This is a genomic window from Nonomuraea sp. NPDC003804, from assembly GCF_040610675.1.
Lineage (GTDB): Bacteria > Actinomycetota > Actinomycetes > Streptosporangiales > Streptosporangiaceae > Nonomuraea.
Window position 1 is genome coordinate 36,458 of record NZ_JBEXMT010000003.1, and the last position, 15,116, is coordinate 51,573.

The 15,116-nt window shown below is 71.6% G+C and carries 15 protein-coding genes; 8 read left to right on the forward strand and 7 right to left on the reverse strand.

Annotation, left to right across the window (positions count from 1 at the left end; genetic code table 11):
- The first annotated feature begins 45 nt into the window (after window positions 1–45).
- The 3 genes from ABZX22_RS04465 (at window position 46) to ABZX22_RS04475 (ending at window position 3,142) form a co-directional block, all read left to right on the forward strand.
- Window positions 46–1,329, forward strand: a complete 1,284-nt coding sequence (locus tag ABZX22_RS04465; protein WP_354906034.1) for an acyltransferase family protein — start codon at window positions 46–48, stop codon at window positions 1,327–1,329.
- Window positions 1,330–1,386: 57 nt separating this feature from the next.
- The gene (locus tag ABZX22_RS04470; RefSeq protein WP_354906035.1) at window positions 1,387–2,349 is read left to right on the forward strand and encodes a glycosyltransferase; all 963 of its coding nucleotides are present in this window, start codon (window positions 1,387–1,389) and stop codon (window positions 2,347–2,349) included.
- A 67-nt stretch (window positions 2,350–2,416) separates the two neighbouring features.
- The gene (locus ABZX22_RS04475; protein WP_354906036.1) at window positions 2,417–3,142 is read left to right on the forward strand and encodes an acetoacetate decarboxylase family protein; all 726 of its coding nucleotides are present in this window, start codon (window positions 2,417–2,419) and stop codon (window positions 3,140–3,142) included.
- A 13-nt stretch (window positions 3,143–3,155) separates the two neighbouring features.
- Here the strand turns inward: ABZX22_RS04475 and ABZX22_RS04480 are convergent, their stop codons facing one another.
- The 6 genes from ABZX22_RS04480 to ABZX22_RS04505 form a co-directional block, all read right to left on the reverse strand.
- Window positions 3,156–4,040 carry a glycosyltransferase gene (locus ABZX22_RS04480; protein ID WP_354906490.1) on the reverse strand — a complete coding sequence of 295 codons (885 nt, stop codon included), beginning with the start codon at window positions 4,038–4,040 and terminating at the stop codon, window positions 3,156–3,158.
- A gap of 181 nt (window positions 4,041–4,221) precedes the next feature.
- Window positions 4,222–4,989, reverse strand: a complete 768-nt coding sequence (locus ABZX22_RS04485; RefSeq protein WP_354906038.1) for a CDP-alcohol phosphatidyltransferase family protein — start codon at window positions 4,987–4,989, stop codon at window positions 4,222–4,224.
- Window positions 4,967–6,007 (reverse strand): iron-containing alcohol dehydrogenase family protein, encoded by a 1,041-nt coding sequence (locus ABZX22_RS04490; protein WP_354906491.1) that lies wholly within the window; start codon window positions 6,005–6,007, stop codon window positions 4,967–4,969. The genes ABZX22_RS04485 and ABZX22_RS04490 overlap by 23 nt, the downstream gene beginning before the upstream one ends.
- 28 nt (window positions 6,008–6,035) lie before the next feature.
- Entirely contained in the window at window positions 6,036–6,767 is a 732-nt protein-coding gene (locus ABZX22_RS04495) for a phosphocholine cytidylyltransferase family protein (protein ID WP_354906039.1), read from the reverse strand.
- A gap of 79 nt (window positions 6,768–6,846) precedes the next feature.
- A complete protein-coding gene (locus tag ABZX22_RS04500; protein WP_354906040.1) occupies window positions 6,847–7,470 on the reverse strand; it encodes a DUF5941 domain-containing protein in 624 nt (207 codons plus the stop codon).
- A complete protein-coding gene (locus ABZX22_RS04505) occupies window positions 7,467–8,924 on the reverse strand; it encodes a CDP-alcohol phosphatidyltransferase family protein (protein WP_354906041.1) in 1,458 nt (485 codons plus the stop codon). The genes ABZX22_RS04500 and ABZX22_RS04505 overlap by 4 nt, the downstream gene beginning before the upstream one ends.
- Window positions 8,925–9,030: 106 nt before the next feature.
- On the opposite strand from ABZX22_RS04505, the gene ABZX22_RS04510 reads away from it, so the two are divergent.
- Window positions 9,031–10,278 carry an SDR family oxidoreductase gene (locus ABZX22_RS04510; protein WP_354906043.1) on the forward strand — a complete coding sequence of 416 codons (1,248 nt, stop codon included), beginning with the start codon at window positions 9,031–9,033 and terminating at the stop codon, window positions 10,276–10,278.
- An 80-nt stretch (window positions 10,279–10,358) separates the two neighbouring features.
- On the opposite strand, the gene ABZX22_RS04515 is transcribed toward ABZX22_RS04510, so the two are convergent.
- Entirely contained in the window at window positions 10,359–11,381 is a 1,023-nt protein-coding gene (locus ABZX22_RS04515; RefSeq protein ID WP_354906045.1) for a glycosyltransferase family 2 protein, read from the reverse strand.
- An 80-nt stretch (window positions 11,382–11,461) separates the two neighbouring features.
- On the opposite strand from ABZX22_RS04515, the gene ABZX22_RS04520 reads away from it, so the two are divergent.
- The 4 genes from ABZX22_RS04520 to ABZX22_RS04535 all read left to right on the forward strand — a co-directional run bounded on the left by ABZX22_RS04520 (window position 11,462) and on the right by ABZX22_RS04535 (window position 15,037).
- Window positions 11,462–12,901 (forward strand): LCP family protein, encoded by a 1,440-nt coding sequence (locus tag ABZX22_RS04520; RefSeq protein ID WP_354906046.1) that lies wholly within the window; start codon window positions 11,462–11,464, stop codon window positions 12,899–12,901.
- 50 nt (window positions 12,902–12,951) lie between these two features.
- The gene (locus ABZX22_RS04525) at window positions 12,952–13,305 is read left to right on the forward strand and encodes an STAS domain-containing protein (protein ID WP_354906047.1); all 354 of its coding nucleotides are present in this window, start codon (window positions 12,952–12,954) and stop codon (window positions 13,303–13,305) included.
- Between the two features lie 88 nt (window positions 13,306–13,393).
- Window positions 13,394–14,230 (forward strand): LLM class flavin-dependent oxidoreductase, encoded by an 837-nt coding sequence (locus tag ABZX22_RS04530; protein ID WP_354906049.1) that lies wholly within the window; start codon window positions 13,394–13,396, stop codon window positions 14,228–14,230.
- Window positions 14,231–14,302: 72 nt separating this feature from the next.
- Complete coding sequence (locus ABZX22_RS04535; protein ID WP_354906051.1) at window positions 14,303–15,037, forward strand: hypothetical protein; 735 nt, start codon at window positions 14,303–14,305, stop codon at window positions 15,035–15,037.
- The last annotated feature ends 79 nt before the right edge of the window (window positions 15,038–15,116 follow it).

Consider the following 15,116-nt stretch of genomic DNA (forward strand, 5'->3'; position numbering starts at 1 on the left):
TGGCTTGCGATCACCGGCCCCGATAGATAGCTGAGCGTCCCCACCGTGAGTGACCCCCGATCGCCCTTCCCGGTTCCGGCCCACAGCAGCAACGGCACCGCGCGCGCCGCCGCGGGGGCGCCGCCTGCCGAGAAGGGACGGGTGGACACCCGCCGGCCAGGGCCGGGCGAGCCGCCCCAGCAGGGCGCGATGTGGGGCGAGCAGCCGGCGGAGGCGTCCTTCTGGGGTTCGGCCCCCGCGCAGCAGCAGCGGCCCGGCGAGCTCGCGCAGGAGCGTCCCGCTGAAGGCGCGCAGGAGGGTCCCGGCGAGAGCGAGCCCGAACGGCCGAAGCCGCGCAAGCGCGAGCCGTACCTCGACAACGTCAAGTTCCTGCTGATCGCGCTCGTGGTGGTGGGCCACTCGCTGGTGCCCACGCTCGACGCCGACTCCTCCAAGGCGCTCTACGTCTTCGTCTACACCTTCCACATGCCGCTGTTCGTCATCATCAGCGGCTACCTGTCCAGGAACTTCTGGAACTCCAACGCCAAGACCAACAAGCTGGTCGACACCTTCGTCATGCCGTACGTGATCGTGGAGATCGGCTACGCGGCGCTGCGCTTCTCCCTCGGGCAGAAGTGGAGCCTGACGATCATCGACCCGGCCTGGCTGAACTGGTACCTGCTGGCGCTGCTGTTCTGGCGGCTGTCCACACCGGTGTGGAAGCGGATGCGGCAGCCGGTCCCCGTGGCCATCGCGATCTACCTGTTCGCCGGGTTCTCGCAGATCTCCGGCGACTTCAGCATGGACCGCTTCTTCGGCCTGCTGCCGTTCTTCGTGATCGGCCTGGTGATGCAGCCCGAGCACTTCGAGATGCTCAACCGCGTCTGGGTCAAGGTCGTCTCGGCCGTGACGCTGCTGGCCGCCGCCGGCGTGGCGATCTACATCGGGCTCGGCCCGTGGTCGCTGAAGCCGTTCTACTTCAAGCACAGCTTCCAGGACATGGACCTGTCGTGGTACATGGGTCTCGGGCTGCGGGCGGGGCTGCTGCTCGCCTCGCTGGCGATGTGCTTCGCCTTCCTCGCGCTGGTGCCGCGCGGCGAGACCTGGTACACCGACCTCGGCACCCGCACGCTCTACTGCTACCTGCTCCACGGCATCCCCGTGCTGATCGCCAAGGAGATGGGCTGGCTCGACCTGCCCTGGCTGCACGGGCCGCTGGGCGTGCTGGCGATCAGCACCAGCGCGTTCGCGCTCGCCATCGTGCTGTGCCTGCCCGAGACGCGCACGGTGTTCAAGTGGGTGCTCGAGCCGCGCCTGACGTGGCTCTACCGCCGGCCGTCCGGAAGTTAAACGGCAGTTCCCTTCGCATTCACGCAGGTGATGGCATAGCCGCGCACCATCACCTTTATGCGCGTTTGCGTCGGCACCACCCTTCATCATCCCGAGGACGCCCGGATCATGCACCGGCAGATCAGGGCGCTGCTCGACGCGGGCCACGAGGTGACCTACGTCGCTCCTTTCACCCACTTCAACGTGACGCCCGTGCCGCCGATCACCGCGATCGACGTCAGGCGGGGCGGCGTACCGCGGGCCGCGCTCAGACGTGGGGCCAAGGACGCCGACCTGCTGGTCCTGCACGAGCCCGAGCTGCTGCTGGCGCTGCCGTTCCGGCATCCGCCGGTCGTGCTGGACATCCGCGACGAGCCGGTGGGGACGCTGGGCCGCGGGCTCGTCACCCGGGCCCGGCGACTGCACCACGTGCTCGAACCCGACGCCGCCGAGGCCACCCAGGCCGCCACCGCGCCGCCGCCGCCCGGTGACACCAGGATCGTCCACATCGGACGGCTGACCACACCCAAGGGCGTCCAGGAGCTGATCGACCTGGCCCATCGGCTGGTGCCCCACGGGATCAGGCTCGACCTCATCGGGGCCGCCGACCGCGAGGTCAGGCCCCTCCTGCGCGACGCCCAGCGGGTGGGCCTGCTCGACTGGTACGGCTACGTGCCCAACCGGCACGCCCTCCGCATGGCCGAGGGCGCTCTCGCGGGGGTGTGCCTGTGGCGCGAGCCCTCCGCCAGGCCGCCCACCAAGGTCCTCGACTACATGGGCCGCGGCGTGCCCGTCGTCACGACGCCCGTGGCCGGCGCTGTGGTGGAGCAGGCGGGCTGCGGGTCGGTCGTGCCGTACGGGGACGTGGACGCCGCCCTGAACGCGCTGCTGGACCTCAAGGAGGACCCCGAGCGGCGCGCGAAGCTGGGCGCGGCGGGCAACGCGCTCGCCCGCCGCCACCACCACTGGCCCGACCAGGCGGCGGCGTTCGTCGGGCGCCTGGAGAACTGGGCGGGCGTCGCCCACGAGCTGGCCGTCTGACGCCTTCCCCCGGCGGAGTTGCGGCAAGACGTGGACGCAGGGCCTGATGGTCACATGTACTGGAGCCATGGCTTCGCATCTGATCCAGGGCCGCACGATCACCATGCCCGTGAGGGTGACCGACGCCACGGTCTGCAGCGCCATGTACCCGGTCCGCGCCGACGCGGCCCGCGCGGTGATCGCCTACTCGGGGCTCGACGTGGCCGAGGTACTGCCCGGCAAGGCCATCTGCACGCTGGTGTTCGTCGAGTACCGCGACAGCGACCTCGACTCCTACCACGAGTTCGGCGTCACCTTCCTGGTGCGTCCGCCGGGCAGCCCGCGCTCGCGTACCGCGGGGCCCGCCACGCTGAGGTCGGCGGGCGCGTTCGTCCACTGGCTGCCGGTGGACCAGGGCTTCACGCTGGAGGCGGGCCGGACGATCTGGGGCTTCCCCAAGGAACTCGCCGACATCGAGCTGCGCCTGTCGTCGCCCTACAAGCGGTGCATCCTGCGCAAGGACGGGCGGCTGGTCATCGACATGCTGGTGAAACCCGGGCTGCCGGTGCCCGGCGCGGCGGCGCCGCTGACCGCCTACACCCACCAGGACGGGGTCACCCGCCGCGTCCCCGCCAGGATGTGGGGCAGCGCGATGCGAGTACGTCCCGGCGGGGCACTCGTCCGGCTGGGCAACCATCCCGTCGCCAAGGAGCTCAGCGAACTGGGCCTGCCGAAGCGGGCGCTCATGTCGACGACCCTGCGGGCGTCCATGACCTTCGACGCGGCGAGCGCCGAGAATCAGGCAGCCGGCTAGTCGCGGGACCGGGTCAGACGATCGGGGGACGGCCCAGCTTCACCATGCGCCATGCCGTACGCCACGCCATCGGCCTGCGCTCGCCCGCCGGAGTGCGCAACCCCTCCAGGAAGCCCTCGAACCAGGCCCGCAGCGCGACCGGCGAACGCCGTTCGCGCCAGAGGGTGAGCACCACCCAGTCGAGCAGGTACCACGCCGCCAGCGGCCACGGCAGGTTGCGCCGCGCCAGCCACACCCGGTTGCGGGCGTTGAGCCGGTAGAAGTCCGCGTGCCTGGTCGGCGGCACCTGCGGGTGGTACATGACGGTCTGGGCGTCGTACTCGATGCGGTAGCCCTCGCCGAGCAGCCGCCAGGCCAGGTCGGTCTCCTCGTGGGCGTAGAAGAACCGCTCCGGCAGCCCGCCCACCTGGAGGAAGGCCGACCTGCGGATGGCGGAGGCGCCGCCGAGGAAGGTCGTGACGGGTGAGGAGCGCTCCGGGTCGCCCGCGCGCAGGCGCGGCACGTGGCGGCGCTGGCCGATGCCGCCGTCGGGGTCCATCACGCGGAAGGAGATGACGGCCAGGTCGGGCTCGGTGGCGAAGCGGTCGCGGACGTGGGCGACGACCTTCTGGCTGGCGTACCAGCCGTCGTCGTCGAGGAAGAGGACCACGTCGCCCGAGCATTCCTCGACCCCGCGGTTACGCCCCGCGGGAATGCCGGTGTTGTGCGCCAGGCGGACGGTTTTGACGGTCGCGGCAGAGCCCTCGGGCGGTGTCGCCGACAGCGCGGGCACGTCGGCACCGTTGCCCACGATGACCACCTCGACGTCGCCGTCGATCTGGTGCAGCGCGGACTCGACCGCCCGGTTCAGCTCGGCGACCCGGTTGCCCATGGTGAGGATGACGCACGAGATCTTCAACGGGTCATCGCCTTGACGCGTCGAGAGCACGAGCGGAGCATTCTTTCATGATCACCGAGTCTGCTGGGGTCTGCCAATATGCGGATTGATGGAGACAAGAGTATCGGAACCGTCAGTGAACCCCCACCGAACAGCGGGCGTCTGATCCCTTCGACGGGTACGGCGCCCCGACGGTTCCGACTCACGCTAGCCGCCTCGAAGCCAGAATGCTGACCAGATGAAGAATGACCTGGATGCCCGCGGCGACCACGCACGCCACGGTAAGCACCTTGGTGGCGGTGATGTCGCCGACGACCAGGTCGATCACGGCGGCCAGCACCGCGAGGATCGACAGCTCCACCGCCTGGACGATGCGGTGGAACTTGGTGGCGCCGATGACCCTGCGCGCCAGCCCCATCAGCCCTGACCGGAACTGCCCGGCCGACGACTCGGTCGCCGCCGGCAGGCCCGAGCGCGCCCTGGCCACGTCGACCAGGTCGGTCTCCGCCTTGATCAGGATCGCGCCGAGCGCGGCGGCGACGCCGAGCACGGTGTACCAGTCGGGCAGCGTGGTCGAGGCCCGGAAGCCGAGCCCGATCAGCAGGGCCGCCTCGCAGAAGTAGTGGCCCACGCGATCGAGGTAGACGCCGGTGATCGAGGTGCGGCGCGTCCAGCGGGCCAGCTCGCCGTCCGAGCAGTCGAACAGCAGGTAGAGCTGGACGAGCAGGAAGGACGCGACAGCCGCGGCCAGCCCCGGCAGTGCCAGCACCGCTCCGGCGACGAGCCCCGTGACGATCATCAGCCCGGTGGTCTGGTTGGGCGTGATCGGCGTCTTGGCGAGCGCCCAGGTCACGTAGATGGACAGCTTGCGCATGTAGAGCGAGCCGGCCCAGTGCTCGCCGCTCTGACGGTCCATCGTGCCGGCGGGCTGGGCGACCGCCCGCAGCTCAGCTACCGAAGGCCCGGACATAGCTCTCCACCCGATCACGAACCTCGGTTTCCGACAGACGCAGGTGCTCCAGGATCGTGTAGCGACCTGGACGGGTGGCCGGCGCCAGCATGACGGCCTCGGTGAACTGCTCGGCGCTGAGACCGATGTCGCCCGGCGTGACAGGGAGCTGGTGCTGCCTGAGGCAACTCACCACCTGCGTCAGCCTGGCCTGGTCCTCCCTGAGGAAGAAGCAGAAGGCGGCACCGATCCCGGCGAGCTCGCCGTGGTTGGAGGTGCCAGGAAAGAGCTGATCCACGGCATGAAGGATCTCATGATCTCCGCCGCTGGAAGGACGGGATGATCCGGCGATCACCATGGACATGCCCGACAGGATCAGCGACTCGGCCAGAACGGTGAGGAACGCGTCGGACTCGATGGAGTCGGTACGGCCGATCAGCGCCTCGGCCGACGTGCGCGCCATCGAGCAGGCCAGGCCGTCGATCGGCTCGCCCCGCTCCACGTTGCCCAGCTGCCAGTCCTCGATCGCCGACAGGTTGCTGACCACGTCGCCCACCCCGGACCGCACCAGCGCGTCGGGCGCCGCGTGGACGAAGTCGAGGTCGACCAGGATGGCCAGCGGCATCGGCACGCCGAAGGAGCCCTTGCCGCCCTCGTAGACCAGCGACGCGGTCGGCGAGCAGATGCCGTCGTGGGAGAGGTTGGTGGCCACGGCCACCATCGGGATCCCCGCCAGCGAGGCGGCGTACTTGGTGGCGTCGATGGTGCGGCCGCCGCCCACGCCGACGACCACCTCGTAGGCGCCCTTGCGCAGGTCGGCGCCGAGCGAGACGGCCGCCTCGACCGAGCCGTCCGAGACGCGGAACACCTCGGCCTCGGTGAGGGTCGGCGCGATGAGACCCTCGATGTGGTCACCCTGGCCCGGGCCGACCGCCACGGCGACCCTGCCCGAGGTGGCCACCCTGCTGTCGGCGAGCAGCGCGCCGAGCTGGGCGACGGCGCCCCGCCGTACCTCCATGGTGAGGGGCGCCGGCAGCATCCTCGCTAGAAGCGGCATCGAGCCTCCTCTAGTAACGGGTGGCGATGTCGCGGGCCTTGGTCAGGTCGTCGTGGTTGTCGACCTCGACCCACTCGACCTTGCCGATCGGCGCGACGTGGATCTTCTCGCCGCGCTCGACCATCTCCTGGTAGCCGTCCTCGTAGTAGAGCTGCGGGTCGCGCTCGAAGGTCGCCTGCAGCGCGTCGGCCAGGCGCGCGGCGGCGCCGGGCCTGATCAGCGTCGCGCCGATGTACTCGCCGTAGGCCTCGGCGGGGTCCATGAGCTTGGTGATCCGCTTGAGCGCGCCGTCGTCGAGCGTGACCTTCATCTCCTCGTCGGCCAGGCTCTTGACGTCGTCGACGGCGAGCAGGATGTCGCTGGTCGCGGGCGCCGACAGCAGCGTCTCCTCGACCGAGACGGGGTGCACGGTGTCACCGTTGACCAGCAGCGCCCCCTGGGCGAAGTAGTCGCGCGCGCACCACAGGGAGTAGGCGTTGTTCCACTCCTCGGCCTTGTCGTTGTGCACGAGGGTGAGCTTCACACCGTGCCGCTTCTCCAGCTCGGCCTTGCGCTCGTGTACGGCCTGCGCCGCGTAACCGACCACGACGACGACGTCACGCAGGTCCACCGCGGCGAGGTTGCGCAGCGAGATGTCCATGATCGTCGTCTCTCCGTCGACCGGCACGAGCGCCTTGGGCAGCGTGTCGGTGTACGGCCGCAGGCGTCGTCCGGCCCCGGCGGCCAGCACCATTCCCAGCAACGTGCACTCCTCAGTCGAGCATGACTATGTAAGACCCCAAAGGTTAGTTCCCTCGAGGCCCTGATCGTGTCATCCCCACTTAGTCAGGAGTTCCCGTATCGGCCGCATCCAGCCCGGAACGCGGCGCGGCCAGCCAGCACGTCAGCGACTCCCACCCGAACAGGCACCACAGGTACAGGGCCAGCAGCACGCACACCGCGGTCACCTGGCCGACGAGGGCGCCCGCCGCCACGACCAGCATCCTGCCGTCCCATCCCAGGCCCGCGGTCGACAGCCACGGCGGCGGGTAGACGTGCTGCCGTATCCGGTAGACCACGTCGTAGTGGTGGAAGGCCATCGCGCCGAGCAGCATGAAGACGATCAGCGGGTGGACGTCGTGGCCGAAGCACACCGAGGCGATGAAGACGTACTCCGTCAGCCGCAGGATCGGCGGCACCAGCCAGTCGAGCCTGCCGTCGTGCGGGTGGGAGCTGCCCGGCCCGGACAGCAGCAGCGTCACGGCGGGCGCGAACACCGCCAGCCCGTCGGTGCCGCCCACCCCGACCAGCAGGAGGATGCCGATGACGAACGCGCCGGCGACCGCGGGCGGCAGCGGCGGCAGCTGCCCGGCCACGAGCGCGCCCATGCCGCGCGAGAGCAGACCGTCGTCGCGGTAGGCCACGACCAGGCTGCGCGGAACGGGAACCATCTGTACGGAGATCATCCGGTCGACCTCATGAGCCTGCCCAGGAGCTGGTAGAAGAGCGCGAGAGCACCCCAGGCGAGCAGCGCCGTGAACGTGACCTTCGCGTTGAACAGCGCGGCGGTGACCGCGATCAGCGCCATCCGCTCGCCGATCGGCAGGACGATCACCTTCTTGGCCCATCGGGTGAGCGACTGGCGGTCCATGCGCCGCACCAGGCCGCGCACGCCCTGCGCCGGCACCGCGACGCGCTCGGCGTCGACGGACTCCAGCAGCGACCGGCGCGACCTGCTCCAGGCGGCGCCGATCCGCCTGGCGTCGGCCAGCGCCCCCTTGAACGAGAAGTCCACCATGTGGCGGAGCGTCTGGAGGATCATGGCCGCCACGGCCAGCCGCCAGATCCCGTCGGGGCCGCCGTCGCCCGCCTCGAGCCCCGCGGTGTAGCCGACAGCCAGGCCGACGTAGACCGCGTACTCCTTGAACCGGTCGCCCATGCCGTCGGCCCATGCGCCCAGCGGCGTGAACCCCCTGGTGAAGCGGGCGAGCTGGCCGTCGACGCAGTCGAGCACGAACGACAGCAGGAGCAGCACGGCGCCGACGACCTGGGCGTTCCTGGTGCCCGCCGAGAACCACACGGCCGCCAGCACCGCCAGGCCCACCGAGATGCCGGTCACCGCGTTGGGTGTCAGCCCCAGGCGCACCGCCAGGCGGACCAGGTGAGGGGACCAGGAGCTGACGAAGTAGGTGGTGAAGAAGCCGTCCTCGCTCTTGACCGCGGCGTCGAGCCGTACCTGGGTCTCGTCGACGTCGGCCAGCCTGCTCACGGCCAGGTCGGCGGCGGACTGCGCGGCCACGCGGTCGGCGTGCAGCCGTCCGATCTGCGCCGCCCGCACCGGCAGCCCTGACCGCACCAGCCCGACCAGCAGCAGGTCGACGACCTCGATGGGGCTCACGGGGCCGAACCGTCCGGTCTCGGCCAGCTCGGCCAGCTCGTCGGCGACGTCGGCCAGGGTGGCGAGATCGGCCTCGCTCACCTGGAGCACGCCCCGGAACGTGGCGTTCGCGTCCGGCACGGTGTGGAAGGAGCTTCCGGCGGCGACGACCCTGTTGCCGGTCGTCCTGACGGGCGGGCGCAGCGGCCCGACGGTGGCGTCCGAGCTGACCAGCGCGCCCGTGCCCCGGGTGGGGTGCTCCATGAGCAGGGCGAGCGCCTCGGTGTGCGCGACGAGGTCGGCGGTCAGCAGGACGACCGGTCCGGTGCAGATGCGCGCGATCTTGGCCACGCCGCGCAGGTCGGCGCCCAGGCCGCCGCCCTGCGGCACCAGGTGCACGTCGCGCACCGGCAGCAGCACGAGCTGGTCGTTGATCCGGTCGAGCAGGGTGCCGTCCGCGCATGACAGGTGGGCGGCCGGGGTCGTGGCGAGCACCACGGCCGCGGCCGTGACGCCTGTTCTGGCGGTCGTGGATTCTGGCACGCGCAGTTCTCCTTCGGACACGAGGAGTGCGTTGCCCAGCGTAGCGATCGGATGACGGCAATTCACGGGCCACGCCCGTGTCGGAAGAGACCGTTACGCTCGCCATATGGAATCTCGCCTGCGGGTCGTCGGAGTGCTCCTGGCGGGCGGCGTGGGGCAGCGGGTCGGGCTCGACACCCCCAAGCAGCTCGTCACGGTCGCCGGAAGGTCGATCATCGAGCACACGCTCGCCGTGTTCGACGCCGCGCCCGAGATCGACGAGGTCGTCGTGCTGATGACGCCGGGCTTCACCGCCGAGGTCGAGAAGCTGGTGGCCGCCCGCGGCTTCGCCAAGGTGAGCAAGGTGCTCGAGGGCGGTGCCTCCCGCACCGAGACCACGTGGCGGGCGCTCGACGCGCTGGGCCCGGAGGAGTGCGACGTGCTCCTGCACGACGCGGTACGGCCGCTGCTGGAGCCGCGCATCATCACCGCGTGCGTCGAGGCGCTGAAGCATGACAGCGCGGTCGAGGTGGCGATCCCCAGCTCGGACACCGTCGTCGTGGTGGAGCCGGGGCCGCGCGGCGACGTCGTGCGCGAGGTGCCGGAGCGGGCACGGCTGCGGCGCGTGCAGACACCGCAGGGCTTCCGGTTGTCGGTGATCAGAGCGGCCTACGAGCGTGCCTTCGCCGACCCCGGCTTCGGCGACCGGCCGCCGACGGACGACTGCGGTGTGGTGCTGCGCTACCTGCCCGAGGTGCCGATCGTGGTGGTGGAGGGCAGCGAGCGCAACATCAAGGTGACCCACCCGCTCGACCTGCAGGTCGCGGACACGCTGTTCCGGCTGGCCGCCGCGCCCGTGCCGCGGGCGTCCGCGACGGCGCTGGAGGGCAGGACGGTGGTGGTCGCCGGCGGCGACCGGGGGATCGGGGCGGGCGTGGCCGAGCTGGCGCGGGCGCACGGGGCCGCGCGGGTGCTCCGCCTGCCGTCCGCGGGCGGCCACGCGGCCGTCTCCGCGGCGCTGGCGGAGGCGGGGAGGGTCGACTGCGTGGTCCACGCCGCCGCCGTACGGCCAGGCGACCGGCTGGCGGCGGCAGGGGACGCCTACCTGGAGGCGGTGGACGTGGCCAGGGCCGCGCACCCGCACCTGCGCGACTCCGGCGGGCGGCTGCTGCTGCTCACCTCGTCGCGCCTGACGGGCGAAGGGGTCGCCCGGTCGGCGGCCGCCGCGGTGGCCGAGCTGTCGCGGGGCCTGGCCGAGGACTGGGCGCCGGACGGGATCGCGGTGAACTGCGTCGCGACCGCGGGCACGGACGCCCCGGGGATCGCCGTCGACCTGCTGGCCACCGACCGCACCGGTCAGGTGATCGACGTCTGACCGCGGCCCGGACCGGCGCCGGCGAGCCGGAGCCACGCGACGTCAGAGGGGGCCCGCGAGCGGGCCCCCGGGGAACGTGCTCAGTGCTGGGGGCGGGACAGCTCGCGGGGGCTCGTCAGGAACCCCCAGCCCCACGACAGGTGCATCGCCGCGTACACCAGTGGCAGCACCGCCCTGGCCCGTCCCGGCAGCCCGCTGCCCGTCAGCACCGACCCCGCGACGATCGCCAGCGCGTAGCCGCCGGGGATGACCAGGCCCAGCGGGAAGAACGGCGAGACCAGCAGCCCCAGCGCCATCGCCACCACCGCCGCCGGCGGGGCCAGGTAACGCAGGTTGATCGTGCCCTCGTGGGTGCGGGCCACCACGCGCCGCCAGCGCCCGTAGTGGAAGTACTGCTTGGCCAGCGCTCTGAGGTTGGGCCGCGGCCGGTAGGTGACGCGCATGCGCGGCTGGAACCACACCAGGCCGCCCGTCGCGCGGATGCGGTGGTTCATCTCCCAGTCCTGGGCGCGCTGGAAGTGCTCGTCGTAGCCGCCGACGCGGTCGAGGGCGCTGCGCCGGAACACGCCGAGGTAGACGGTGTCGGCCGGCCCGGCCGTACCGCCCACGTGGAAGGCGGCGGCGCCGACGCCGATCTTGGAGGTCATCGCGCGGGCGACGGCCTGCTCGAAGGGCGTGATGCCCTCGGCCGCCATGACCCCGCCGACGTTGTCGGCGCCGGTCTCCTCCAGCGTCTCGACCGCCACCCTGAGGTAGTCGTCGGGCAGCATGGCGTGCCCGTCGACCCTGGCGATGATCGCGTGTCTGGAGGCGGCGATGGCCGCGTTGAGCGCGTTGGGGGTGCGGCCGGTCGGGTTGGCCACCACGGTCACCCTGGGGTCGGCCGCCGCGATGGCGTCGGCGACCTCCTGGGTGCGGTCGTGGGAGGGGCCGACGGCGAGCACCACTTCGATGGGGCCTGGGTAGGCCTGGGCGAGGATCTGGGCGACGGCCTCGCGCAGGTGACGCTCCTCGTTGAGGATCGGCATCACGACGGAGATCGGCGGCCAGGCGCGCGTCTGCGGGAACGCGGGCTGCGCGGGCGAGTCGGGCAACTGCTTCATGGCGGGCCTCACGCTACTGTACGACCAGGGGAGGAGGGCAATCCAAAGCCCGATTCCGGCGGCGCTTGGAGGGGGCGGGCATGCGCGACCCGGAGGAGGATGACGCGGGTGTGCACGTGGGCGGTGACGCCCCCGGGGGTGTCAGGCTGGCGCCCCGTCGCACGCCGCGCAGGCCGGGTCGCGGGGCGCGGGCGCGGCGGCGCAATCTGATCATCGCGGGCGGCCTGTCGAGCGTCATCCTGGCCGGCACCGGCTGGGTCTGGGCCACGCCCCGGCAGATCGGCTCGGTCGACGCGGGTCTCGGCGCGGTCGAGCAGGCCCCTCGCGGCGCGATGAACATTCTTCTGGTCGGCGTCGACAAGCGCGACGACCTGACCCGCAAGGAGCAGAACCGGCTCAAGCTGGGCCGCGAGTCGGGCGAGCGCACCGACACGATGATGGTGATCCACCTGTCGGAGGACCACCGCAGGGTGACGGTGGTGAGCCTGCCGCGCGACACCTGGACCACGATCCCCGGCAAGGGCCAGCACAAGATCAACTCGGCCTACCAGTTCGGCGGCGCCAAGCTGGCGGTCAAGGCGGTGCAGCAGGTGACGGGGCTGCCGATCACCCGGTACATCGAGGTGAACGTCCTGGGCTTCGTCGACGTCGTCGACCGGCTCGGCGGCGTGACCGTCTGCACGCCGGTGCCGATCGACGACCCCAAGACCGGGCTCGACCTGGCGGCGGGCACCCACCGGCTCGACGGCGCGAAGGCGCTCGGCTACGCCCGCACCAGGGCGACCGCCCGTTCCGACCTCGACCGCATCGACCGCCAGCAGCAGGTCATCTCGGCGATGCTCAGTGAGGCGCTGGCCAACCCGGCCAACCTGATCTCCTTCGTCAACGCCTCGCTCGCCACGATCAAGGTCGATCCCGACGACGGGCTCGTGCCGCTGGTCGAGCAGCTCAAGGGCGTCTCCCTCAACGACGTGAAGTTCGCCCACGTGCCGCTGGCCGACGTCGACTTCAAGACGCCGACGGGCGAGTCGGCCGTGCTGTGGGACAAGGAGCGGGCCACCGAGCTGTTCCGCCGCATCGCCGCCGACCAGGACCTGGCCAAGCCCGCGCCGAAGCCGCCGCCCACGCCGAGCACGCGGGCCGTACCGGCCAAGGACATCACGGTCAGGGTGCTGAACGGCACGCTCATCACCGGGCTCGGCGCGCGCACCAAGGCGGGGCTGGTCGCCTACGGGTTCAAGGTGCCGGACGAGCCGGGCAACACCCCGCGCAAGGACTTCGCGACCACGGTCGTACGGTACGCGCCCGACCACGCCGAGGCGGCGAAGACGGTGGCCGCGGCGATTCCGGGCGCCGAGCTCAAGGAGAGCGACATCAAGGGCATCGAGGTCGTGGCCGGGCGGGACCAGCCGAAGATCCGCAAGCCCGCGCCGGCCACCACACCGTCCGTGTCGCCGTCGCCGGAGAGTACCCCGGACACCCGCACGGCAAGGGAGAACATCTGCAAAAAGGGGGCATAGCTCCCGTCCATTGTGGGCAGGGGAAGACCGCATGAGCGGAGGTGTCTGAAATGGTGGTCAGGTCCTGGACGGACGGTCGGTTCGCACTCCTCCAGGCGGTCGGGGATCTGGATCTGACGACGGTCCCCCGGATGAGAGCCGAGATCGACACCGTGCTCGCTGCCATGCTCGCCACCATGGAACAGCCGCATTTGGCCATCGACCTGAGCCAGGTGCCGTTCTGCGACTCGGTCGGTCTCGGGCTGCTGGTCTCGACGCTGACCAGGGTCCGTCAGCAGCGCGGCAGGCTGATGCTGATCGTGGGCGACGGGATGATCCCCCACCTGCTGACGATCACCAACCTGGACCGGCACTTCGAGGTGACCGACTCGATCGACGAGGCGCGGCAGGCGCTGGCGGCGTGACCTTGCCGCCGGCTGAGAGCGTTCACTAGCATCGGCGACGCTCGCGCGCCGGCCTGAGGCGCGGCCCCGACCGTCGGAGGATGGCCTGATGAGGCTTGGCGTGATGTTCGACCGCGACCTGCCGCCCGAGCGGCTCGTCCCGTTCGCGCAGGCGCTCGACTCCAGGGTGGACGACCTCTGGGTGGTCGAGGACCTCGGCTGGACGGGCGGCCTCACCTCGGCCGCCGCCGCGCTCGCCAGTACCTCGCGGCTGCGCGTCGGCCTCGGCATCGCGCCGGCCCCGCTGCGCAACCCGATGCTGCTGGCGATGGAGTTCGCCAACCTGGCCAGGATGTTCCCCGGGCGCTTCGTCGGCGGCGTCGGGCACGGCGTGCAGGAGTGGATGCGGCAGGTCGGCGCCGCCGCCCCCTCGCCGCTGGCGCTGCTGGAGGAGACGATCACCGCGGTGCGCGGGCTGCTGCGCGGCGAGAGCGTGACCATGGACGGCAGGTCCGTCCGTCTCGACGAGGTACGGCTGGTGCACCCGCCCGCCGTCGTCCCGCCGGTCGTGGCAGGCGTGAAGAGCCCTCGCTCGCTGGCCCTGTCGGGCCGGGTGGCGCAGGGCACGATCCTGCCCGAGGGCTTCGGCCCCGAGGCGATCGGCCCGGCACTGGAGCGCATCTGCGCGGCGGGCGAGCACGAGCTGATCGTCTTCACCCACCTGTGCGTCGACGACCCGGCCGGGCTGGACGGGATCCGCGAGGAGGTGGCGAGCTTCCTGGAGGTCGACAGGGCCGAGGTCTTCGCCGCCGACGGCTCCCCCGCCCAGGCCGCCGCGGCGGTCAAGGCGCTGTGGGCGGCCGGCGCGAGCACCGTCGTGCTCCGCCCCGTCGGCGACGACCCCCTCTCCCCCGTCGAGAAGCTGCTGTCCGCGCTCCACAGGTAGGGACGATCGGCCGATGGCGGATCGTCCACATGGCCGATAGCAGCGCCGCCGATCGGCGCCACGATCGGCTTCATGAAGCGGATGATCGCACTGGCCGCGGTGGGCCTCGTCACTCTGACCGCCTGCGGACTCCAGCTCGACACGACAGAACGGCACCAGGCCACGACCTTCCCTCACCCGGGAGGCACGCTCACCGTCAAGACGAGGGTGGGCGATCTGCGCGTGGTCCCCGGCGACGCCTCGGGGGTGAAGGTCGACAGGTGGCTGCAGGGCTCCGCCGGTGAGCCGGGCAAGTCCACGTGGGCGCTGGAGAACGGCCGGCTGTCGCTGCGCACCGACTGCACGGTCTTCTTCGCCACCTGCGGCGCCCGCTACACCGTGCACCTGCCGCCGGGGGTGAAGCTCCTGGTCGAGGGAGGGGACGAGCGGGTGACGCTGTCCGGCCTGGACCAGGACGTCACGGTCGCCACCACCGGCGGCGACATCCTCGCCGACGGCCTGTCGGGTGTGCTGCGGCTGCGCACGAGCGAGGGGCTGATCAGGTCGAGGGCCACCCGGTCGGCCGACGTGCGGGCCCACTCGCGTGACGGCGCCGTCCGGGTGCAGTTCGCCGCCCCGCCGGGCAGGGTCGACGCCCTGTCACGCGAGGGCGGGGTGGTGGTGACCGTGCCGGAGGGCGAGTACGGGATCACCGCGGAGAGCCGCAACGGCCGTACCGATGCGGAGCTCAAGGACGCGGGCAAGGGAAGTGAGAGGACCATCGTGGCCAGGAGCGTCGACGGCGACGTCAGGGTCTCCCGAACGTAACCGGCGGGCCTGCGCCGGGGGTGCGCTCGGCGGTACGGCGGGCGGTGCCTGGTACGTTCGCGCAATCGCTACTGTGCGC